This is a genomic window from Zobellella endophytica (assembly GCF_003012775.1).
GTDB lineage: Bacteria > Pseudomonadota > Gammaproteobacteria > Enterobacterales > Aeromonadaceae > Oceanimonas > Oceanimonas endophytica.
This window is the reverse complement of record NZ_PXYG01000002.1, coordinates 313,852-334,632: the sequence shown is the minus strand read 5'-3', so window position 1 is coordinate 334,632 and position 20,781 is coordinate 313,852. Positions and strand designations below refer to the sequence as shown.

Annotated in this window: 16 protein-coding genes; 9 read left to right on the top strand and 7 right to left on the bottom strand. The window is 67.3% G+C overall.

Annotation, left to right across the window (positions count from 1 at the left end; translation table 11 throughout):
* The first annotated feature begins 96 nt into the window (after window positions 1-96).
* Window positions 97-993 carry a LysR family transcriptional regulator gene (locus C7H85_RS06775; RefSeq protein WP_106728954.1) on the top strand — a complete coding sequence of 299 codons (897 nt, stop codon included), beginning with the start codon at window positions 97-99 and terminating at the stop codon, window positions 991-993.
* A gap of 42 nt (window positions 994-1,035) precedes the next feature.
* On the opposite strand, the gene C7H85_RS06770 is transcribed toward C7H85_RS06775, so the two are convergent.
* Window positions 1,036-1,767, bottom strand: coding sequence for a glycerophosphoryl diester phosphodiesterase (locus C7H85_RS06770; RefSeq protein WP_106728953.1), 732 nt, complete (start codon window positions 1,765-1,767; stop codon window positions 1,036-1,038).
* Between the two features lie 387 nt (window positions 1,768-2,154).
* Between C7H85_RS06770 and C7H85_RS06765 the strand changes: the two genes are divergently transcribed.
* Genes C7H85_RS06765 through C7H85_RS06755 form a run of 3 tightly spaced genes read left to right on the top strand, consistent with a single transcriptional unit; the run spans window position 2,155 to window position 6,369 of the window.
* Window positions 2,155-3,348 carry a methyl-accepting chemotaxis protein gene (locus tag C7H85_RS06765; RefSeq protein WP_106728952.1) on the top strand — a complete coding sequence of 398 codons (1,194 nt, stop codon included), beginning with the start codon at window positions 2,155-2,157 and terminating at the stop codon, window positions 3,346-3,348.
* Window positions 3,341-4,264: a nitrate- and nitrite sensing domain-containing protein gene (locus C7H85_RS06760; protein WP_106728951.1), complete on the top strand. Its 924-nt coding sequence runs from the start codon at window positions 3,341-3,343 to the stop codon at window positions 4,262-4,264. The genes C7H85_RS06765 and C7H85_RS06760 overlap by 8 nt, the downstream gene beginning before the upstream one ends.
* On the top strand, window positions 4,234-6,369 hold the full coding sequence (locus C7H85_RS06755) for a putative bifunctional diguanylate cyclase/phosphodiesterase (protein ID WP_210433586.1): 2,136 nt from the start codon (window positions 4,234-4,236) through the stop codon (window positions 6,367-6,369). The genes C7H85_RS06760 and C7H85_RS06755 overlap by 31 nt, the downstream gene beginning before the upstream one ends.
* A gap of 1 nt (window position 6,370) precedes the next feature.
* Here C7H85_RS06755 and C7H85_RS06750 read toward each other — a convergent pair whose 3' ends face one another.
* A complete protein-coding gene (locus C7H85_RS06750; protein ID WP_106728950.1) occupies window positions 6,371-6,703 on the bottom strand; it encodes an SMR family transporter in 333 nt (110 codons plus the stop codon).
* 126 nt (window positions 6,704-6,829) lie between these two features.
* A complete protein-coding gene (locus tag C7H85_RS06745) occupies window positions 6,830-7,732 on the bottom strand; it encodes a ChaN family lipoprotein (RefSeq protein WP_106728949.1) in 903 nt (300 codons plus the stop codon).
* 86 nt (window positions 7,733-7,818) lie between these two features.
* On the opposite strand from C7H85_RS06745, the gene C7H85_RS06740 reads away from it, so the two are divergent.
* Entirely contained in the window at window positions 7,819-8,964 is a 1,146-nt protein-coding gene (locus C7H85_RS06740; protein WP_106728948.1) for a 3-phenylpropionate MFS transporter, read from the top strand.
* Window positions 8,961-12,416, top strand: a complete 3,456-nt coding sequence (locus C7H85_RS06735; RefSeq protein ID WP_106728947.1) for a hybrid sensor histidine kinase/response regulator — start codon at window positions 8,961-8,963, stop codon at window positions 12,414-12,416. The genes C7H85_RS06740 and C7H85_RS06735 overlap by 4 nt, the downstream gene beginning before the upstream one ends.
* Before the next feature lie 176 nt (window positions 12,417-12,592).
* On the opposite strand, the gene C7H85_RS06730 is transcribed toward C7H85_RS06735, so the two are convergent.
* Window positions 12,593-13,231, bottom strand: coding sequence for a response regulator transcription factor (locus tag C7H85_RS06730; RefSeq protein ID WP_106728946.1), 639 nt, complete (start codon window positions 13,229-13,231; stop codon window positions 12,593-12,595).
* A 137-nt stretch (window positions 13,232-13,368) separates the two neighbouring features.
* On the opposite strand from C7H85_RS06730, the gene C7H85_RS06725 reads away from it, so the two are divergent.
* Together C7H85_RS06725 and C7H85_RS06720 are read left to right on the top strand one after the other, a co-directional pair.
* On the top strand, window positions 13,369-14,688 hold the full coding sequence (locus tag C7H85_RS06725; RefSeq protein WP_106728945.1) for an MFS transporter: 1,320 nt from the start codon (window positions 13,369-13,371) through the stop codon (window positions 14,686-14,688).
* A gap of 15 nt (window positions 14,689-14,703) precedes the next feature.
* Window positions 14,704-15,426: a DUF3108 domain-containing protein gene (locus tag C7H85_RS06720; RefSeq protein ID WP_106728944.1), complete on the top strand. Its 723-nt coding sequence runs from the start codon at window positions 14,704-14,706 to the stop codon at window positions 15,424-15,426.
* A gap of 149 nt (window positions 15,427-15,575) precedes the next feature.
* Here the strand turns inward: C7H85_RS06720 and C7H85_RS06715 are convergent, their stop codons facing one another.
* Window positions 15,576-17,087: a sensor domain-containing diguanylate cyclase gene (locus C7H85_RS06715; RefSeq protein ID WP_158260069.1), complete on the bottom strand. Its 1,512-nt coding sequence runs from the start codon at window positions 17,085-17,087 to the stop codon at window positions 15,576-15,578.
* A gap of 219 nt (window positions 17,088-17,306) precedes the next feature.
* Between C7H85_RS06715 and C7H85_RS06710 the strand changes: the two genes are divergently transcribed.
* Window positions 17,307-17,750 carry an RrF2 family transcriptional regulator gene (locus tag C7H85_RS06710; RefSeq protein ID WP_106728942.1) on the top strand — a complete coding sequence of 148 codons (444 nt, stop codon included), beginning with the start codon at window positions 17,307-17,309 and terminating at the stop codon, window positions 17,748-17,750.
* On the opposite strand, the gene C7H85_RS06705 is transcribed toward C7H85_RS06710, so the two are convergent.
* A complete protein-coding gene (locus tag C7H85_RS06705) occupies window positions 17,735-19,054 on the bottom strand; it encodes a sigma-54-dependent transcriptional regulator (RefSeq protein WP_106728941.1) in 1,320 nt (439 codons plus the stop codon). The genes C7H85_RS06710 and C7H85_RS06705 overlap by 16 nt on opposite strands.
* On the bottom strand, window positions 19,035-20,756 hold the full coding sequence (locus C7H85_RS20240; protein ID WP_106728940.1) for an ATP-binding protein: 1,722 nt from the start codon (window positions 20,754-20,756) through the stop codon (window positions 19,035-19,037). Before C7H85_RS20240 ends, C7H85_RS06705 begins: the two co-directional genes overlap by 20 nt.
* Window positions 20,757-20,781: the final 25 nt, after the last annotated feature.

Genomic DNA, 20,781 nt, shown 5'->3' with positions numbered 1-20,781 from the left:
TGGTTGCTTTCTTGGGGGGAAGGTTGTCACGTTTTTGACATTTGCATCAAATGCAAAGAAAATCGGGTATTGATTTGTTTATTGCATTAATGGCCTATGCACCAGATTGAATTCAAGGACCTGGCGATCTTTATCCGGGTGGCCGAGAGCGGCAACTTCCATGAGGCAGCGGCATTCGTGCACCTGTCCCAGCCGGCCCTGAGCCGGCGCATGCAGCGGCTGGAGGCGATACTGGGCACGCCCTTGTTCGAACGCACCACCCGCAAGACCTGGCTGACCCCGGCCGGGCGGGAGTTCCTGCCCAAGGCGCGCCGCATGCTGGAGGACTTCGAGTTGTCGGTGCTGGGCATCAAGGAAATGGCCACCCATCAGAAGGGCAAGGTCACCATCGCCTGCATACCGACCGCGGCCTTCTATTTCCTGCCCGGCGTGATCCGCGAATTTAACCAGCTTTACCCCGGTATTCGCATCAAAATCCTCGACGTTAGCGCCAATGAAGGGCTGGAGTGCGTGATCCGCGGGGACGCGGATTTCGGTATCAACATGGCGATTGCCCAGTATCCGGAAGTCAGCTTTACCCACCTGCTGGACGATCCCTTCGTGGTCTGCATTCGGCGGGATCACCCCCTGGCGCAACAGCAGGACATCGGCTGGGCGGACATGGAACCCCACAAGCTCATCACCGTCAGCAAGGACAGCGGCAACCGAACCCTGCTGGACAGCGCCCTGGTGGAAAGCAATGTCCGGCTGAACGGCTTTTACGAGGTGCAGCACCTGTCGACGTCGCTGGGGCTGGTGGAAATGGGGCTGGGGATAGCGGTGATACCGCAACTGGCGATGCCGAGCAACGACAGCACCATGCTGACCTGCCGGCCGTTGCGAGGGGCCCCGATCAAACGGGTGATCGGGGTGGTCAGGCGAACCCATACCAGCATTACCCCGGCGGCGGATCTCTTTATCAATATCCTGCTGGAGAAATGGTCGACGCCCTGAAGCCGGAGGGGGGCGGCCAGGGCCGCCGCCCCGTGCCCGGGTTCAGCCGGCGGGCCAGCCCGCCTCCAGGTAGTCCTGGGGCTTGTCGGTGAAGATCATGTCGACGCCCCAGGCGGGGAAGTCCTTCACCTTGTCCGGGTGGTTGGCGGTGTAGCAGTGCAGCCGGTAGCCGGTGGCCTTGACCGCCTCGGCCTGCTCCCGGCTCAGGTAGCGGTAGTTACAGTGCAGGGCGGCGCACTCGAGCCGCTCCAGCTGCTGCTGCCAGTCGTCGGGGACATGCTCCACCAGCAGGCCGCGGGGCACCTGCGGCTGCAGCACCTGCAAATAGCGCAGGCAGTCGGGATCGAAACTGGAGAGCAGCAGGCTGCCCTTGTCGAACCCGTGCTTGTCAATCAGCTTGCTGAGCCGGCGGCACAGCCGGCCGGCGTCGTCCTTGTCGTACACCTTGAGCTCGACATTGACCTTGATGCCGAGCTCCCGGGCCAGGGCCAGGTAGTCCCTGAGCCGGGGGATGCGCTCCTGTTCGAAGGCCGGGTCGAACCAGCTGCCCGCGTCCAGCTTGCGCAGTTCGTCCCACTCGTACTTGCGCAGCTTGCCCTTGCCGTCGCTGCAGCGGTTGACCTTTTCGTCGTGGATCACCACCACCTTCTGATCCCTGGTCAGCTGCACGTCTATCTCCACCCAGGAAAGGCCCAGCTCCGCGGCTTTCCGCAGGCCGGCCAGGGTGTTTTCCGGGGCCAGGCTGGCCACGCCTCTGTGTCCGCACAAGATCATCGCAATGTCCTTCTAAAATGGGTCCTTGGCCGAGGGTAGAACGTCACCATGACAGATTTGTGACAAGGCCGCACCTGCAACCGCCAGGGTATTATCGGCGACTCGTTCCGCCGGCGGCTTGCCGGGCTGGTCCGAGCCTGCAGGAGGTCCGAGGAAGACGGCGCCAGCCTGATATTGCACCCATTCGGGGCGCTGCGCCGGCGTCCCGCACCCTGGGGAGGCATTCGGCACCGACCCGGGGCCCGGCTTCTTCCGTCCTTTCCCTGAACCGGTTGGGCGACCGCCTCTGGCGGGAGCTGGCGCAATTATTGCTTGGCCGGACTAACCCTATGGTGTTACCCCGATGGGATTAGCGGCGAGCGGCTGCCCGGGGCTTAAGGAGAAAACATGGACAAGTTGCTGGATAGGCCTGGCGCGGGCACGCGGAGCCAGGGGCGGCAAGGTACTCTGGCGCGTTGGCTGGTGGCGGCCTGGGGCGGGCCGGCCCTGGGCCTGGTGCTGTTCTGGGCGCTGCCGTCGGTCACCACGGCCGTCCTGGCCGTGCTGCTGGCGCTGGCGGGACTGGCGGCGGCGCTGCTGGTGTGGCGCCAGTACCGCCGGGGGCTGCGGGCCCTGGCCGGCTTTGCCGCCGAGCTGGGCAGCGGGCGGCTGACCGCCCGGCTGTCCACCGCCCGGGAGGACGACTTCACCCCGGTGGCGGAGCAATTAAATGGTGCCATACGGGGCTTTTCTGGTGTACTGATTGAGCTGGGCCGAGCGGCGGACGAGTTGCACAGCGTGGCGGCGGAGGCGACGCTCAACGCCGCCACCGGGGAAGAGGGGGTGCGCGCCCAGCGCGATACCACGGTGTCGGCCGCCGCCACCCTGGAGGAGCTGATCACCAGCCTGGCCGGCACCCGGGACGGTGCCGCCGAGGCGGCACGGACCGCGGAAATGGCGGTGGCCGAGGCGCGCCAGGGCGCCGGCCTGGTGAGTGCGGTGGATCAGTCGATGCACGGCCTGGCCCGGGACGTGAGCGACGCCGCCGATGCCGCCGCCGCGCTGGCCGACGGCTCGCGCAAGATCGGCTCCATCGCCACCATCATCGCCGAGATAGCGGCGCGCACCAACCTGCTGGCGCTCAACGCCGCCATCGAAGCGGCCCGGGCCGGAGACGCCGGCCGCGGCTTCGCGGTGGTGGCCGACGAGGTGCGCCAGCTGGCGGAACGCACCACCAGTGCCACCAGCGATATCAACGGGCTGATCGGCGATGTCCAGCATCAGGCCGGCTACCTGACCCAGGTGGTGGAGGCGGCCGACGACAAGTCGAAGCAGAGCGCCCGTCAGGCGGCGGAGGCGGCGGCGGCGCTCGCCTCCATCGAGCGGGCGGCGCTGTCGTCGCTGACCCGCATGCAGGAGATCGCCGAGGCCAACGCCGGCCAGAGCGTGGCGGGGGAGCAGATCGCCATCGACAATCAGAAGGTGGCGGAACTGGCCGACGACAACGCCCGCCGGGTGAGCGAAAGCAGCGAACTGGCCCGTTATCTGGAACAACTGGTGACCCGGCTCAAGGAGCGGGTGACGAGCTATCGCTATGAGTGAGGCTGAAATGAACAGCATGATCATCGGGGTATTGGCGGCCGTCCTGCTGGGTGGCCTGTTATGGGGCTGGTACCGGCGCCGGTGGCTGGCCGGGCTGCGGCCGCAACGGGCCCGGGCCGGGCTCGACTGCGCCGGCGAGCTGGTGGCGCTGGTGGCCGAGGTGCAGCAGCATCGGGGCATGAGCGGCGCCTGGCTGGCCGGCGATCAGGGTTTCGCCGGCCGGTTGCCGGCCAAACAGCAGGCGGTGGCACGCGGTTTCCAGGCGCTGCTGGCCCATGGCGAGCGGGAACAGCGGGAACGCTACTGCTGCTTCGGCCGGGACCAGGTAACGGTGTTGCAGCGGCAGTGGCAGGGCCTGGTGCAGGGGTTGGCGGCGAGCACTCCTGAGCAGAACTTCCAGGCCCATTGCCGGCTGGTGTCGGTGCTGCTGGAATGGCTGGCGGCGGTGGCCGAGGCGCGCATCGAACAGCCGCAGGTCCTGGCCGGCGCCGGCGACAGCGAGCGTAACTTCGGCCATCGGCTGCCGGCCCTGGCGGAATGCCTGGGCCAGGCGCGGGCCCTGGGCAGTTCGGTGGCGGCGCGGCGCTATTGTCCGCCGGTGGCCCGGGTACGGCTGCTGTTCCTCACCGGGCGGGCCGAGTCGCTGCTGGTCCAGGCCCTGGCCGCCGGCGGCCAGGGCGCCGAGGTGAACGCGGCCCGGCAGGCGGTGCACGTCTTCATCTCGGCCTTGCGCGACCGGCTGCTGCCGGCGGACGCCGCCGGCATGTCGGCGGTCGACTGCTTCAACCTGGGCACGGCGGCGGTGGATGCGGTGTTCCGCTGGCTGGAGCAGGAACGGTTGCGACTGGACGGCGCCCTCGGGCAGGCCGCAACCGGCATACCGGCATGGACGGCCACGGCGCCCGGGGCCTCGTGATGGGCGCGGTGATGACGGCGGCCTTTCCGCTCGAGGCAGCGTCCCCGCCGCCGCCCGGTCTGCTCTGCCTGCTAAACCGGCTGGAGGGCCTGGTGTATCGCGCCGGGCTGGACCGGTCCGCCGACTTCGTCAGCACCGGCAGCGTGGCGCTGTGCGGCCACCAGGCGGCCTGGCTGCAAGGGCGGCGGGACGGGCTGCACCGGCGGCTGGTGGTGGCGGAGGACTGGCCCCGGGTGCGGCGCGCCCTGGCCCGGGCACTGGCCGAACAGGGCTATTACCGGCTGGAATACCGGCTGCGCTGTCGCGATGGCAGCCTGAAATGGGTGAAGGACAGCGGCCGGGCGCTGCCCGGTGCCGGCGGCGAGGCGGTGCTGGAAGGCATGCTGAGCGACGTGCAGGAGCAGGTGCAGGACCGCTATCGGCTAGCTAGGGCCGAAGCCCGCTACCAGGGGCTGTTCGATCACTCGGTGATCGGCATGTTCCAGAGCACACCGGACGGCCACTACCTGGCCGCCAACCAGGCCCTGGCGGAGATGTACGGCTACGACGCCACCACGGCGCTGATGGCGGAGCTGAAGGACATCGGCAACCGGCTCTATGTCATGCCCGACCGGCGCGAACAATTCAAGCGGCAGATCCGCGAGCGGGGCTTCGTCAGCGACTTCGAGTCCGAGGTGTACCGCCAGGACGGCTCCACCCTGTGGATCGCCGAAACCGCCCACGCGGTGCACGATCTGGACGGCGAGCTGCTCTACTACCAGGGCACGGTAGAGGACATCACCGAGCGCAAGCGTTACCAGCAGCGGCTGGAATACCAGGCCAACTACGATCTGCTTACCGGCCTGCCCAATCGCCATCTGCTGGTGACCCGGCTGGAGCAGGGCCGACAGCAGGCCGGCGGTCGGGGCCAACTGGCGCTGGCCTTCGTGGATCTGGACAACTTCAAGGTAATCAACGACAGCCTGGGCCACGCCACCGGTGACCGGCTGCTGATCGATATCGCCCGGCGGCTCGAGTCCGCCCTGGGAGCCCAGGACACGGTGGCCCGCTACGGCGGCGATGAGTTTGTGCTGCTGGCGCGGCGGGAAAGCGCCGAGGCCCTGCACCGGGCGCTGGAGCGGGTGCTGGACGCGGTGTCCGCGCCGCTGCAACTGGACGGCCACGAGCTGCTGATCACCTGCAGCATCGGCGTGGCCCTGCTCGGCGCCGACGGCGACAACCTGGAGGCCCTGCTGCAGCACGCGGACGCGGCCATGTACTCCGCCAAGTCCCGCGGCCGATCGGGGCTGTGCTTCTACAACCGCCAGCTCAATGCGCCGGCGGTGGCGCGGCTGCGGCTGGAGGCGGCGCTGCGCCGGGCGCTGGAGCGGAACGAGATCGACGTGCACTTCCAGCCCAAGGTGGACCGGGACGGCCGGCCGCGATCGTTCGAGGCCCTGGTGCGCTGGCACAACCCCGAGTTCGGCGCCATCTCGCCGGCGGAATTCATTCCCATCGCCGAGGAAATCGGCCAGATCGAGCCGATCACCGAATTCGTGTTGGCCCGGGCCTGCCGGCTGGCCCGGGCCTGGCCCGGGGAACTGGCGGTGGCGGTCAACCTGTCGCCCCGGCTGTTCCACTCCGGCGAGTTGTGCCGCCGGGTGGAGCGGGCGCTGGCGGCGAGCGGGCTGGCGCCCCACCGGCTTGAGCTGGAGCTGACCGAGGGCATATTGATGGAGAAGAACATGAGGGCGGTGGCGCAGTTGCAGGCGCTGAAGGCGCTGGGGGTGCGGCTGGCGGTGGACGACTTCGGTACCGGCTATTCCTCGCTCGCCTACCTGCGCCGTTTTCCCCTCGATATCCTCAAGGTGGACAAGTCGTTCGTCGGCAACTGCCGGCCCGATGCCAGCGACGCCATTCTGGTGCGGGCCATCAGCTCCCTGGGCCGGGAGCTGGGGCTGACGGTGGTGGCGGAAGGGGTGGAAACCCGGGCCCAGTGGGACTTCCTGCGCCAGGCCGGCTGCGACGAGTTCCAGGGCTACCTGTTCGCCCGGCCGTTGCCCGCCGAGCAGACCCTGGCGTGGCTCGAACAGCACCGGCACGGCGTCGTCGGGGCGGCGCCGTAACTCAGTGGCCGCCGCTGTCGGACCACAGCTGGATCACCACCACCCCGGCGATGATCAATCCCATGCCGAGCAGGGCCGGCAGGTCGGGCAGCTGGCGGTAGACGACGACCGCCAGCAGGGTGATCAGCACGATGCCGGCGCCGGACCAGATGGCGTAGGCCACCCCCACCGGCACGGTGTGCATCACCAGCCCCAGCAGCCAGAAGGCGGCGCCGTAGCCGGCCACCACCAGCAGGCTGGGCCCGAGCCGGCTGAACCCCGCCGAGGCCTTGAGGGCGGTGGTGGCCACCACTTCGGCGGCGATGGCCATGGCCAGTAACAGATAAGGATTCATAGCGGCATCCGTGGCGTAAAGCGTCCAATGTGCCGCATTTCCCTCGCCCGGTAAAAGGAGGATCCATCGCTGAAATCGATAGACAGACGAGTCCGGTCCGCCGCCGCTGCCCGTTGGCGGACCGGCTCAGCAGGCGGTGCCGGCGGCGGTACCCATGGCCGGCAGCGGCTCGTCGCTCAGCCGGACCGGCGGCAGGGGCGCGACATGCAGCCGCCACAGCGGGGCCGGCGGGTTTTCCTCCCCGGCAACGACCGGGTAGATCAGCACGGTCCGCAGCGCCGGGGCCCGCAACCACAGGCGCTGGGCGGTGCCCAGCCCCTCGCCGATGTGAAAGCGACCCAGGGTCAGCATCACCCGGGTGCCGGGGTTGGCCCCCAGATGCTTGGCGATGCTTTCGGCCATGGTGTCGTCCCAGCTGGTCTGGGCGGCGAACTGGAATTCGCTGGGTGGCTGACCGTGGTGGCGGGAGGCCATGAAGCGGGCCTTGTAGGCATCGTCATCCAGGGTCAGCCGTTCGGCCACCCAGGCCCGGTGGCTGGCGGGCAGGCGGTCCAGGTAGCCCGGGCCCTCCTGGCCGATGCAGCGCACGATGTGGCGGGGGGCGTTGGCCGCCAGTACCGGGATGCCGGCGTCGCGGGCCAGCTCCAGCAGCGGGCGGTAGTCGCTGCGGTAACCGGGCCAGGCGTTGGCCCGTTCGATAAAGGTGTTCTCCCCCAGCTCCCGCTGCAGGTAGGCGTCGAGCACCGGCTGGCTGTCGCGGCTGAACTGTTCCATGGCCAGGGCGACGGGCCCCGGCCCTTGCAGCAGCCGGGCCAGCAGCTCGGCCTGAAAGCGATGAATACCCTGGTGGCCGTGCAGCTCGCCCACCATGATCACATCGGCGTCGGCCAGCCGGGCCGCCGCTTGCGCCAGCGACAGCGGCCGCCCCCCGGCATCCTGCAGCCGATAATTGAACAGGGTGGTCGGCGGCGGACCGGCCGCCTGGCAACCGCTCACCAGCAGCAGGACCAACAGCATGAGTACGTGCATGGGCTCACCTTTAACGCAATGGATAACAGCAATTTAACCGTAAAGTTATTATCATAGGCCGCATTATTCTATTACCCAGTGATGATATGGCGCCTGCGCTCTGGCTTTCCCTGTTTTTCGCGATTTACTATTTTGGTTACGGCATTTTCCTGCCGTTCTGGGCCCTGTGGCTCAGTCATGTCGGGGCGGAAGCCGGCTTTATCGGACTGCTGCTGGGCCTGGGCATGGCGGCCCGCTGTGCCGGCAACCTGGCGGTGATGAGCCGGATCCGGGCGGCGGAGCAGCTGTTGCCCGCCGCCCGCTGGTTGTGCCTGCTGAGCCTGCTGGTGTTTGCCGGCTTCTACGGCTGGCACTCCAGCCTGGCCCTGCTGGCGCTGATGGTGCTGGTCAACCTGATTTACCCGGCGCTGATGCCGGTGTCCGAGGCCATCGCCAGCCGCCTCATCGTGCAGGTGCACCTGGATTACGGCAAGGCCCGGCTGTGGGGCTCGGCGGCCTTTATCGCCGCCAACCTGACGGTCGGCAGCCTGAGCGGCAGCCTGGGGCCCCAGTGGGTGCTGCATACCATGGTGCTGTCGCTGGCGCTGATGCTGGCCATCTGCCTGCTGCCGATGAACCCGGCACCGGCCGATCTGCGCCGGGGCCGGCGCGGCGATACCATACTGCAGGCCCTGCGCCGGCCCGGTGTGCCGCGTTTCCTGCTGGTGACTTCCCTGCTGCAGGGCAGCCATGCCTTCTATTACGGCTTCAGCGCCCTGTACTGGCAGCAGCAGGGCTACAGCATGGCGGTGATCGGCTACCTGTGGGGGCTGGGGGTGCTGGCCGAGATCGCGGTCTTTGCCATGGACAAGAAGTGGTTCGGCCGCCTCCGGGCCCGCCACCTGCTGCTGGCCGGCGCCGCCTGCTCCCTGTTGCGCTGGGGCCTGATGGGCGCCACCACCGAGTTGGGCTGGCTGGTCTTCGCCCAGTTGCTGCACGCGGGCAGCTTCTGCCTGAGCCACCTGGGGGCCATCCGCTTCATCAGCCGGGAGCTCGACGGCGAGGCGGTGATCGGCACCCAGGCGCTCTATGCCGCCGTGTCCATGGGCATGGCGGTGGCGCTGCTGCTGGTGCTGTCCGGCCAGCTGTATCCGCTGCTCGGCGGCCAGACCTTCTGGCTGATGGGGGCGGCGGTACTGCCGGCACTGTGGCTGTCGGGGCGTAACGCCTGGCCCATGGCACAGGAGGCCTGATGCAGGGCTGGACCGTCATCAACATCGCGCTGGCCTACCTGGCGCTGCTGTTCGTGTTCGCCTGGCTGGGCGACAAGGTGCGCCTGGGGGCGCGCTCCCGCCGGGTGCGCCCGCTGCTGTACAGCTTTTCCCTGGCGGTGTACTGCACCTCCTGGAGCTTCTTCGGCACCGTCGGCCAGGCCAGCACGGATCCCTGGTCCTACTTCCCCATCTACCTGGGGCCGATACTGGTGTTCACCCTGGCCGGGCCCTTCATCGCCCGGCTGATCGAGGTGGCCAAGCGCGAGCACATCACCTCCATCGCCGACTTTATCGCCGCCCGCTACGGCAAATCCCAGCGGCTGGCGGTCTATGTCACCCTGATCGCCATTGTCGGGGTGCTGCCCTACATCGCCCTGCAGCTCAAGGCCATCGTCATGGGGCTGACCCTGGTGGCGCCCGAGGTGGTGGGCGGCGGCGGCCGCGATGCCGGCGAAGTGGCCTTTATGGTGGCGCTGCTGTTCATGTTGTTCATCCTGCTGTTCGGTACCCGCCATATCGACGCCACCGAGCACCAGCGCGGGGTGATGGTGGCCATCGCGGTGGAGTCGGTGGTCAAGCTGGTGGCCTTCATCGTGGTGGGGGGCTTCGCGCTCTGGCTGATCCTGGTCCATCCCAACCAGCAGCGGATGATGATCACCGAGGACTTCATCGCCGGCCTGACCGAGGTGACCGGCGCCAACCTGCTCGACATGGGGGTCTATACCCTGCTGTCGATGAGCGCCATCATCTGCCTGCCGCGCCAGTTCCACGTCACCGTGGTGGAGCACCACGACCCGGCCGACCTGCGCTGGGCCCGGCGCATCTTCCCGGTCTACCTGTTCCTGTTCGGGCTCTTCGTGTTGCCCCTGGCCCTGGCCGGTCAGCAGTGGCTGTCCGCCGATACCTCGCCCGACACTTATGTGATCAGCCTGCCCCTGGCGCTGGGGCACCCGGGCATTGCGGTGCTGGCCTTTATCGGCGGCGCCTCCGCCGCCACCGGCATGATGATCATCTCCACCATCGCCCTGGCGATCATGGTAAGCAACGATCTGGTGCTGCCGATGATACTGCGGCGCCGCCAACTGCAGGGGGCGGGCTTCGAGGACTTCGCCCAACTGCTGCTCAACGTGCGTCGCACCGCCATCATCGTGATCATGATGACCGCCTGGCTGGTGTTCCTCTGGCTGGGAGAGATACACAGCCTGTCGCGCATCGGCTACCTCAGCTTCGCCGCCATCGCCCAGTTCGCCCCGGCCCTGGTGCTGGGCCTGTTGTGGCGCGGCGGCAACCGGCGTGGCGCCTACTGGGGCCTGAGCCTGGGCATGCTGATGTGGCTGCTCAACCTGATGGCGGAAACCGGGCTGTTCGCCGGCGATGCGGACACCAACGTGCTGCTGTGGCTGCTGACCCCGCCCCAGTGGGGCCTGGTGGGCGAGATGAGCCCCGCCACCTGGGGCATACTGCTCAGCCTGTTGTGCAACCTGGCCGGCTACCTGCTGGGCTCCTGGCTGTCGGTGCCCTCGGTGAGCGAGCGCTTCCAGGCCGCCGCCTTCGTCGGCCGCCAGCACAAGGATGACGGCGACGTCTACCGGGCCAAGGTGTCGGTGCGGGATCTGGAGCAACTGGCCTCCCGTTTCGTGGGCGAATCCCGGGTCAAGCGGGCCTTCGCCCGCTACGCCGGCGAGCAGGGCACCCTGGACGGCAGCATGCAGGCGCCGGCCAGCCTGATCCGCCACACCGAACGGGTGCTGGCGGGGGTGTTCGGCGCCTCCTCGGCGCGGCTGGTGCTGTCGTCGGCGCTGCAGGGCCGTTCCATGGAACTGGAGGAGCTGGCCGCCATCGTCGACGAGGCCGGCGACGTGTTCCGCTTCAACCGGGGCCTGCTGCAGGGCGCCATCGAGCACATCGGCCAGGGTATTTCGGTGGTCGACAAGGAGCTCAGGCTGGTGGCCTGGAACCGGCGCTATATCGAGTTGTTCGCCTACCCGCCGGGCCTTGTCCGGGTGGGCCGGGCCATCGCCGACATCATCCGCTATAACGCCGAGAAGGGGCTGTGCGGCCCGGGCGAGGTGGAGCAGCAGGTGACCCGGCGGGTGGCCCATATGCGCGCCGGCACCGCCCACGTCTCGGCCCGTACCCGCCCCGACGGCCGGGTGATCGAGATGCAGGGCAATCCCATGCCCGGCGGCGGCTTCGTGATGACCTTCAACGACATCACCACCTTCCGCCAGGCGGAGCAGGTGCTGAAAGACGCCAACGTGGTGCTGGAGGCGCGGGTGGCGGAACGCACCCGGGAGCTGTCGGCGGTCAACCAGCAACTGCTGGCGGCGACCCGCCAGGCGGAGCGGGCCAATGCCTCCAAGGGCCGCTTCCTGGCGGCGGTGAGTCACGATCTGATGCAGCCGCTCAACGCCGCCAAGCTGTTTACTTCCTCCTGGCTGGAAACCTCGGGCGACGAGGAGAGCCGCCGGCTGGCGGGCCATATCGACCGCTCCCTCGGCGCCGCCGAGGAGCTGATCGGCGACCTGCTCGACATGTCCCGGCTGGAATCGGGCAAGCTCACCGCCCGGCCGAAAGACTTTGCCCTGAACAGCCTGTTCGACACCCTCAAGGCCGAGCTCGGGGTGCTGGCGGAGCAGGACGGCGGCCGCTTCGACGTGGTGGCCAGCCGGCTCGGGGTGCACAGCGATCCCCGACTGCTGCGTCGCATCCTGCAGAACTTCCTCACCAATGCCCTGCGCTACAACCCGGGCGGACGCATCCTGCTCGGGCTGCGCCGCCGTGGCCAGGAACTGTGCATCGAGGTGTGGGACAACGGCCCCGGTATTCCCGCCGACAAGCTGGGGGTGATCTTCGACGAGTTTCTGCGCCTCGATCATGGCCAGCGCCATCACCAGCAGGGGCTGGGCCTGGGGCTGGCCATCGCCCGGGGCCTGGCCGGCATCCTCGGCCATCGGCTGGCGGTGCGCTCGGTGGAGGGCAAGGGCTCGGTGTTCAGCGTGACGGTGCCGCGGGCCGAGCCCGGTGTGGCGCGGGACGAGCCCGCCGCACCGGCCAAGGGGCAACTGGCAGGGCTGCGGGTGCTGTGTATCGACAACGAGGCGGACATCCTGGTCGCCATGGCCAGCCTGTTGACGCGTTGGGGCTGCGAGGTGCGCCTGGCCGGTGACGGCCAGGCGGCGCGGCGCCATTGCCGGGAGGGCTTCAGGCCCCAGGTGATACTGTCGGATTACCACCTGGACGAGGGCGAGACCGGGGTGGCGGTGATCAATCTGCTGCGGCTGGAGTTCGGCGGTATACCGGCGGTGGTGATCAGCGCCGACCGCCAGCCGGAGCTGCAGGCCGAGCTGCAACAGTTGCAGCTGAGTTACCTGAGCAAGCCGGTCAAGCCGCTCAAGCTAAGGGCGCTGTTGCAGCATCTGGTGGCGTGATTCGGGGATTTGGGATTTGGGATTTGGGATTTGGGATTTGGGATTTGGGATTTTAAAATTGACTATTTGACATGGAAAATTTTTATTCAATTCTGCCAGTCCCCAGTCCCCAGTCCCCAGTCCCCAGTCCCCAGTCCCCAGTCCCCAGTCCCCAGTCCCCAGTCCCCAGTCCCCGCTCAGCGATCCCCACCGTCCAGTTGGGACAGGGCGATCACCGCCTGGGTGCGGTTCTTCACCCCCAGCTTGCGGAAAATGGCGGTGACGTGGGCTTTGATGGTGGCTTCGGACACCTCCAGCTCGTAGGCGATCTGCTTGTTGAGCTTGCCCTCGGACAGCATGGTGAGCACCTTGTACTGCTGGGGTGTCAGGCTGGCCAGGCGCTCGGCGATATCGTCTTCCGGTGCGTCCTCCAGGCTGATGCCTTCGGGAAACCAGGGTTCCCCCTCGAGGATGGTATTGAGGGCGCTGACCAGGGTGCGCATGGGGGCGGACTTGGGAATGAACCCGAGGGCGCCGAAACGCATGGCCTGCTGCATCACGGCGGGCTCCTCGCTGGCCGACACCACCACCACCGGCAGATCCGGATACAGGTTGCGCAACTGAGCCAGGCCGGAAAAACCGCTGGCCCCGGGCATCTTGAGATCGAGCAGCAGCAGGTCGACCTCGTCCACCTCGGTGAGCAACTGCATCAGGTTATCGATGCTGTCGACTTCCTGCAGGTGGGCGCCTTCCACCGCCAGCTGCACCGCCTGGTGCAGGGCGTTGCGAAACAAGGGGTGGTCATCGGCAATGATAATGCTGTAGCCCGTTTCCATGGTGTTATCTGAATCCTTGTATCGGGTGAGTAATCGATGGAAACTGCTTCCATCGTTTTTCCCTTGGTATGATAGGGCTTTAGGTCAGGCCTGAGAACAGGCCGTGGTGATTTTCGTGATCCGCTCAAGGAAGCCTCATGATGTTCAGCAAACTGGGCCGGGGCCAGTACCCGAGCCTGTCGGAAATACTCAACAACGACGAGGATGCCCGAGTCTGCCGGGACATCCCCGACGAGGCCTGCAGGGTGGTGCCCGCCAACCGGCGCCGGCTGGTGCTGTCCCAACTGGCCACCGCCCTGGCCGAACTGATGGTCAATGCCAAGACGGTGCTGCCCTGGCTGTTCCAGGCGGTGGGGGCGCCGGTGTGGCTGATCGGCTGGCTGGTGCCGATCCGTGAGAGCGGCTCCATGCTGCCGCAGATCATCCTGGGGGCCCATGTGCGACGGATGCCGCTGCGCCGCCGTGCCTGGCTGTGGGGGGCGGGGCTGCAGGCCGGCTGCCTGGTGCTGATGGCGTTGGTGACCCTGCTCGGCAGCGGCTGGCTGGCCGGCCTGCTGCTGCTGTTGCTGCTGACGGTGATGAGCCTGGCCCGGGGCCTGTGCTCCATCGCCGCCAAGGACGTGCTGGGCAAAACCATCCCCAAACAGGGGCGGGGCCGGGTTACCGGCACCGGGGCCAGCCTGGCCGGGGGCGTGGGGCTGATCTTCGGCCTGGTGCTGAGCCGGCTGGACGACATTCCCCCCTGGGGTTATGCCCTGATCCTGCTACTGGCGGCGCTGGTGTGGCTGTGGGGCATGGCTTGCTACCGGAATATCGAGGAGCAGCCCGGCGCTACCGAGGGGGCGGTCGATGGCTGGCGCCAGGCGATGGCCAGCCTGCGGCTGGTGCACGACGATCCCCACTTCGCCCGCTTCCTGCTGGTGCGCACCCTGCTGCTGTCCACCGCCCTGGTCACTCCCTATTATGTGTTGCTGGCGCGGGAAACCGACACCAGCATGAAGGTGCTGGGCATGCTGGTGATTGCCCAGGGGCTGGCGCAGTTCGCCAGCGGCTGGGTATGGGGCCGGATGGCCGACACCTCCTCCCGTCGGGTGATGCAGCTGGCGGCGGTGATCGCCTCGCTGCTGGGGCTGGCGGTATGGCTACACCTGGGGTGGCTGGCGGGCACGCCCCTGCCCGGCTATTTTCCGCTGGTGATCTTCGTCCTGAGCCTGGCCCATGCGGGAGTCCGGGTGGGGCGCAAGACTTATCTGGTGGATCTGGCGGGCGGAAACCGGCGCACCGATTATGTGTCGGTGAGCAATACCCTGATGGGGCTGTTGCTGCTGCTGGCGGGAGCGCTGAGCATGTTGCTGGCGCTGCTGTCCAGTTTGGCGGTGATCTTAGTGTTTTCTCTGATGGGACTGGTTGGTGTATGGTTGGCACAAGGTTTGCCGGAAGTTCAGGTGGACAGCTGAGTGAGGATAAAGTTGATGTTGCGAAAAGGCGTGCTGGCACTTTGTGGCCTGATGGTGGCCGGGACCGTTGCGGCCCGGGATATCGAACAGCTGCGGGCCGAGTTCTCGGTCCAGCTCAACGGGGACCAGACCAAGGGCGTCAACACCCTGACCATAGAGCGGAACAAGGATCAGTACCATGTGCACTTTGCCCTGTCCCACTGGTTGCTGGACGTGGAACAGAAGTCCAGCTTCGGCTGGCAGGACTGTACCGCCCGGCCCTCCACCTTCAACTACAAGGCCAAGGCCCTGGGGGTGACCCGGGAAGAGCGGCTGGTGTTCGATCAGCAGACCGACATGGTGCTGTACCAGGACAAGGACGGCGACAAGCTGCTGTCCGCCGAGGGCGGCGCCTTCGATCCGGTCAGCTTTTTCTTCGAGGCTCGCTGCGACCTGATGGCGGGCAAGCAGGCGCTGAACTACCCGGTGATCCGCAACGGGGAAATCAAGATGACCCCGTTCCGGGTGGTGGGCGAGGAGGCGCTGCGCACCGGCCTGGGCACCCTGGACACCCTGATCCTGGAGCGGGACCGGGGCGACAGCAAGCGTAAAACCCGTTTCTGGGTGGCCCCGGAGCTGGATTATCTGCTGGTGCAGATCAGCCACGAGGAGAACCGCCAGCTGGCGGTGACCGCGACCCTCAGCAAGATGACCTACAGCCTGGTGGACGCGCCGGACACGCAGGTGGCGGCGGAATAAGCCACGCCCCCTCGCCCCTAGGAACACAGAACAGTTTAAAACCTGACCAAATCGGCTGATTGTCTGTTGCGAGGTAGAGAAGAGGCCATCCCTGTTACCACTTGCAAGTCCCGCGCCGTCTGTGTGGTGTTGGCAAGCGGCACGAGTCCTCACTCGACACAGATACGGCAGCGGCCGCTTTCCTTGGCCTGATACAGTGCCCGGTCGGCCCGGGCCAGCAGATCGTTGATACCGTCCTCCTCCCGCCCCTGGGTCAGGCCGCCGCTGAAGGTGTAGCCGACGGTCTTGTCGGCCAGATACAGGGGGGTGCCGGCGATATTGTCGAGCAGCCGCTGTACCAGCGCCATCCCCTGTTGCCGGGTGGTCTGCGGCAGGATCAGCAGGAACTCCTCGCCCCCGATCCGGGCCAGAAAATCCGTATCCCTTATGGTGTCCCGGCTGACCTTGGCGAAATGGCGCAAGACCTGATCGCCGGTGTCGTGGCCGTACTGATCGTTGATGTGCTTGAAGTGATCGATATCCAGCATCACGATGCAGAACGGCTGGTGATGGCGCAGCAGGTTGGCCAGCTCGAACTGCAGCCGGGTTTCGCCCGCCCGCCGGTTGGGGCAGTGGGTGAGGAAGTCGGTGGTGGCCATCTGCTTGAGCTGCTGGTTCAGGCGCACCAGCTCGTTGTTGGCCCGGCTGACCGTCAGCCGGTGGCGCCGGTCGCGCTTGAAGGTCAGCAGGGTCAGCAGTCCGCCCCACAGCGAGCCGGTCGCCGCCAGGGTGACGATGGCGGCCAGCCGATCCTGCTCCTTGGCCAGCTGGTAAATGTGCTCCGCATTGGCCATGGCGTGCACCTGGTAGTCCCTCTCCGTGGTCCGGTGCGTGGCCAGCAGCACCGGGGCTTTCTGGGGCCCCAGCAGCAGCACCTGGGGCAGCAGCGGGCTCATGGTGATGGGCAGGGGCATGGTCCCGGACGGAGGCGGAGCGGAGCGGAGGTGGCGTTCGGGCAGGGTGTGCAGCAGCCAGTCGGGATTGTCCGCCAGCGAGATGATGCCATTGGCATCGGTGACCAGCAGCTCGATACGAAAGGCCTGGCGGCTGATGCCCTGCACATCGGCCCTGATCAGCACGCTGGCCGCCGGCCGGTCACCCTGCATGACCGGAGCGGCGTAGTAAAAGGTGGCCTGCCGGCGGCCGGGTTCGAACACGAAGCGGCGCAGGGGCTGGCCATGTTGCTCCGCCTGCCGCGCTCCGTTGGCCGGGTTGAACGAGGGCAGCGCCAGCCCGGCCGGGCTTTGCGCCAGTACCTGTCCCTGCGGGTCGATCAGCCAGATGCCGTTGAGGCGAAAGCGTTCGCCGAACCGGTCGAGATCCGCCTGCAGGGCGTCGGGTTGCCGGGGATTTTGCAGAAACTGGCGGGTGCTCGACAGGCTGGCCAGGGTCTGGGCGATGTCGCTGATCTGGCCGGAACCCTGTTGCAGATCCTGGGTGGCGGTGGCGGCGACCAGGTAGCTTTGTTGCTGCAGCTCCTGCAACTGGGTGAGGATACGCTGGTTGATCCAGTGCTGGCTGGTAAACCAGCTGAACAGGGCCACCGCCAGTAACAGCAAGGTGATGGCACCGAATGAAAAGCTGTCCTGGGGGAGCCAGCGGGATTTGCTGTGCAGCGGCATCGATCCACCTGTCATCTGGCCGGCAGGCCGATTTTGATGATGTGAAGCGCCTTAATTCTAGCCAAAAAAGCGCGTCACGACCGTGCCGGGTCAAGTTTTAAGTTATAAATAAAAAGCAACTTATTGCTGATCCAGATCAACGGCCGCCCGGACCCGATGGCACAGGATGACGTCGTGCCGGCCGGAACCCGCCGGTAGCACCGATCCGGGAGTATCCATATGCATCTTACCCACTATACCGATTATGCGTTGCGCGTGCTGATTTATCTGAACCTGCACCGCCAGCGGCGCTGTACCGCAGTGGAGATTGCCGGTCATTTCAGGGTGTCCCATCACCATCTGCGCAAGGTGATCCAGGATCTGCACCAGCGGGGTTACGTCACCACCATCAGGGGCAAGGGTGGCGGCCTGTACCTGCTGCGTTCACCGGAGCAGATAGTGATCGGCACCCTGGTGCGGGAGCTGGAGCCGGACATGAAGCTGACCGATTGCTTCGAATCCCGCCATCACTGCGTGATAGCGCCGGCCTGCCGGGGCCGGCAGATCTTCGGCCTGGCGCTGAAGCAGTTCCTGGCGGTGCTGGATCAGCACACCCTGGCGGACCTGATGCCGCCCCGGGCCCGGGGCCAGTGTATCGAGCTGCTGTATCAGGGCCCGTCCTGATGCTTGTACTTGGCCAGCTTGTCGTACAGGGTCTTGCGTGGTATCCCCAGTTGCTCGGCCGCCAGCGCCACGTTGCCGTCGGCCTGGCTCATCGCCGCCCGGATCAGCTGCTGCTCCCGTTGCGCCAGTTGCTGGGGCAGGCTCTGGCGCGGCTCCGCCGGTGGCGGGGCCGGCAGTACCCCCAATACGTACTGCTCCGCATAATGGCGCAGCTCGCGCACGTTGCCCGGCCAGTCGCGGGTGAGCAACTGCTGCATCAGTTCGCCGCCGGGCGGTGGGGCTTCCCGGTTGTACTGCTCCCGGGCCTGCTCCACGAAGTGCAGGAACAGCAACGGAATGTCCTCCCGCCGCTCGCGCAGGGGCGGTATCTGCAGGGTGACCACGTTGAGCCGGAAATAGAGATCGGATCTGAACAGCCCGGCCTCGCCGGCGGTTTGCAGATCGATCTTGGTGGCGGCCACCACCCGGGCGTCCACCTCGATCAGCTTGTTGCCGCCGAGCCGTTCCAGCACCGACTCCTGCAGCACCCGCAGCAGCTTGGCCTGCAGGTTGAGCGGCATGCCCTCGATTTCGTCGAGGAACAGGGTGCCGCCGTCGGCGTGCTCTATCTTGCCGATGCGGCGCTTGGTGACCCCGGTGAAGGCGCCGGGCTCGGCGCCGAACATCTCGCTCTCGAAGATCGACTCGGGCAGGGCGGTGCAGTTGACCGCCACGAAATGGCCCTTGCGGCCGCTGCCCTGGTGCAGGCTGCGCGCCACCATCTCCTTGCCGGTGCCGGTGTCGCCCAGGATCAGCACGCTGGCGCTGGTGTCGGCGATGTTGTCGATCTGCCGGCGCAGCAGCTCGATCTGCGGGCTGTGGCCGAGCAGCAGGCCGGGGCCGTGACTGGCGGCCAGCTGCTGTTTCAGTTGCCGGTTTTCCAGCACCAGCGCCCGCTTGTCCATGGCCCGGCGCAGGCTGTGCAGCAACTGCTCGGGCTGGTAGGGCTTTTCGAAGAAGTCCTGGGCGCCCAGGCGCATGGCGGCTACCGCCATGGGAATGTCGCCGTGGCCGGTGAGCAGCAATACCGGCAGCTCGGGATCGCGCTGCTGCAGCTGCTGCAGCAGGGCCAGGCCGTCCATGCCCGGCATGCGCACGTCGGACAGCACCACCACCGGCGCTTGCGGGGGCAGCGCCTGCAAGGCCTGCTCGGCCCGGGCGAAGCCGCGCGCCCGGATATCGGACAGCTGCAGGGTCTGCAGCAGGGTCTGGCGCACGTCCTCGTCGTCCTCGACCAGCCAGATTTCAATCTCGGGGTTGTTCATTCTCTCTCCAGCTCAGGGTAAAGCGGGCGCCACCTTCGGCGGTGACGGCGATCTCCAGCCGGCCGTCGCTGGCTTCCACCAGGTCCCTCACTATCGCCAGGCCAAGCCCCAGCCCTTGCCCCGCCTGCTTGGTGGAGAAGAAGGGTTCGGTGACCTTGTCGATCAGCTCGGGCGCGATGCCGGGGCCATTGTCCCACAGCCGGAGCTGCCGTGCCTCGGCGTCGATGATGATGGTGGCCTCGGGGCGCCCTGCCAGGGCATCCAGGCTGTTGCCGAGCAGGTTGGCCAGCACCTGCTCCAGGGCGTGCAGCTCCATGGGCAGCACTATCTCCCCCGGCGGGCGGTGGAGCCGGACGTCCTGCTCCTCGAAGCGGGAGCCGAGCCAGCTCAGCACATTGTCCAGCGCTTCGTCCAGCCGGGCCCGGCCGCGGGTCTTGCGGCGGGTGGCGGCGAACAGCTTGAGCTGGGCGCTGAGGCGGGCGATACGATCCACCAGCCGGCCCATGGTCTGCAGGCTCTGCTCCACCTGCTCGGTGTGGCCGCGCTGGGCCAGCAGCAGGGTGTTGACCGACTGGTTCCTGAGCGCGGTGAGCGGCTGGTTGACCTCGTGGGCCACGCTGGCCGCCATCTGGCCGAGGGCCGCCAGCCGGTTGACCTGGATCAGTTCGTGCTGCATGGATCTGAGCCGGGCCTCGGCCTGGAAGCGCTCCTGCACCTGTCGCTCCAGCTGGCGGTTGGAGGCGGCCAGGGCGGCGGTGCGCGCCATCACCTTGCGCTCCAGCTCGCCCTTGGCCCTGAGCTGGGCCTGCACATAGCGACGGCGCTGGCGCCAGTACAGCAGCAGCAGGGTGAAGGCGACGATGCCGAGCCCGGCGGCGGCGGTGACCAGGTTGGCGGTGGTGTACAGCGGCCGGCTCGGCCACCACAGCTGCAGGCGCCAGCGCAAGCGGGGCAGCATCAGCTCGCTGACCAGGTAACGATGTTCCTGCCAGACCAGTTGCCCGCCCTTGCGGCTCACCGCCAGGGGTTGCAGCGGCATGGGGATATACTGGCGGGTGCGCTCCAGCCGTTGTCGGGCGGGCGGGCTCAGAGGGATCAGGGTGTTGAACTTGAGCTCGCTGCGGGAGGCCAGGGCGATCACCTGGTCCGGGTCCACCACCATCACCAGGTCCTGGGCCGGCTGCCAGCTCCGCTCCAGCTCCAGCAGGGTGATCTTGGTGGCCAGCACCCCCTGGGCGCCGTGCTCCCGCCCCAGCCTCAGGCCGAAGAAGTAGCCGGGGATGCCGGTGGTGGCGCCCACCCCGTAGAATTCGCCGAAGCTGCCTTCGAGGGCGTCGGTGAAGTAGGGGCGGAAGCGGTAGTTCTGGCCGATAAAGGAATGGGGCTGATCCCAGTTGCTGGCGGCCAGGGTATCTCCCCGCTCGTCCATCATGTAGAGCGCCTCCACCCCGGTGTCCGCCGCCAGTTGCGCCAGCAGCCGGTTGGCCTGCTGTACGGCCTCGACATCGTCGGGCGAAGCCAGGGCGCGAGTCAGTACCGGATGGGAGCGCAGGGCGCGGGGAATGTTCTCGAAGCGGGCGATTTCCGATTCCAGCGCCGCCCGGTACACCAGCAGCTGCTGCTGGGCCCGGAGCTCCTGCTCCACCGCCTGGCGTTGCCAGCTGCCGTGCCAGATCCAGGCCAGCAGCAGGGCGAACAACATGATGCCGAGCAGCCAGAGCAGCCGC

Excerpts from the sequence above, each read along its gene's own strand:
- C7H85_RS06775 (WP_106728954.1), top strand. The coding sequence starts at position 97 with ATGCACCAGATTGAATTCAAGGACCTGGCGATCTTTATCCGGGTGGCC.
- C7H85_RS06770 (WP_106728953.1), bottom strand. The coding sequence starts at position 1,767 with ATGATCTTGTGCGGACACAGAGGCGTGGCCAGCCTGGCCCCGGAAAAC.
- C7H85_RS06765 (WP_106728952.1), top strand. The coding sequence starts at position 2,155 with ATGGACAAGTTGCTGGATAGGCCTGGCGCGGGCACGCGGAGCCAGGGG.
- C7H85_RS06760 (WP_106728951.1), top strand. The coding sequence starts at position 3,341 with ATGAGTGAGGCTGAAATGAACAGCATGATCATCGGGGTATTGGCGGCC.
- C7H85_RS06755 (WP_210433586.1), top strand. The coding sequence starts at position 4,234 with ATGGACGGCCACGGCGCCCGGGGCCTCGTGATGGGCGCGGTGATGACG.
- C7H85_RS06750 (WP_106728950.1), bottom strand. The coding sequence starts at position 6,703 with ATGAATCCTTATCTGTTACTGGCCATGGCCATCGCCGCCGAAGTGGTG.
- C7H85_RS06745 (WP_106728949.1), bottom strand. The coding sequence starts at position 7,732 with ATGCACGTACTCATGCTGTTGGTCCTGCTGCTGGTGAGCGGTTGCCAG.
- C7H85_RS06740 (WP_106728948.1), top strand. The coding sequence starts at position 7,819 with ATGGCGCCTGCGCTCTGGCTTTCCCTGTTTTTCGCGATTTACTATTTT.
- C7H85_RS06730 (WP_106728946.1), bottom strand. The coding sequence starts at position 13,231 with ATGGAAACGGGCTACAGCATTATCATTGCCGATGACCACCCCTTGTTT.
- C7H85_RS06725 (WP_106728945.1), top strand. The coding sequence starts at position 13,369 with ATGATGTTCAGCAAACTGGGCCGGGGCCAGTACCCGAGCCTGTCGGAA.
- C7H85_RS06720 (WP_106728944.1), top strand. The coding sequence starts at position 14,704 with ATGTTGCGAAAAGGCGTGCTGGCACTTTGTGGCCTGATGGTGGCCGGG.
- C7H85_RS06715 (WP_158260069.1), bottom strand. The coding sequence starts at position 17,087 with ATGCCGCTGCACAGCAAATCCCGCTGGCTCCCCCAGGACAGCTTTTCA.
- C7H85_RS06710 (WP_106728942.1), top strand. The coding sequence starts at position 17,307 with ATGCATCTTACCCACTATACCGATTATGCGTTGCGCGTGCTGATTTAT.
- C7H85_RS06705 (WP_106728941.1), bottom strand. The coding sequence starts at position 19,054 with ATGAACAACCCCGAGATTGAAATCTGGCTGGTCGAGGACGACGAGGAC.
- C7H85_RS20240 (WP_106728940.1), bottom strand. The coding sequence starts at position 20,756 with ATGTTGTTCGCCCTGCTGCTGGCCTGGATCTGGCACGGCAGCTGGCAA.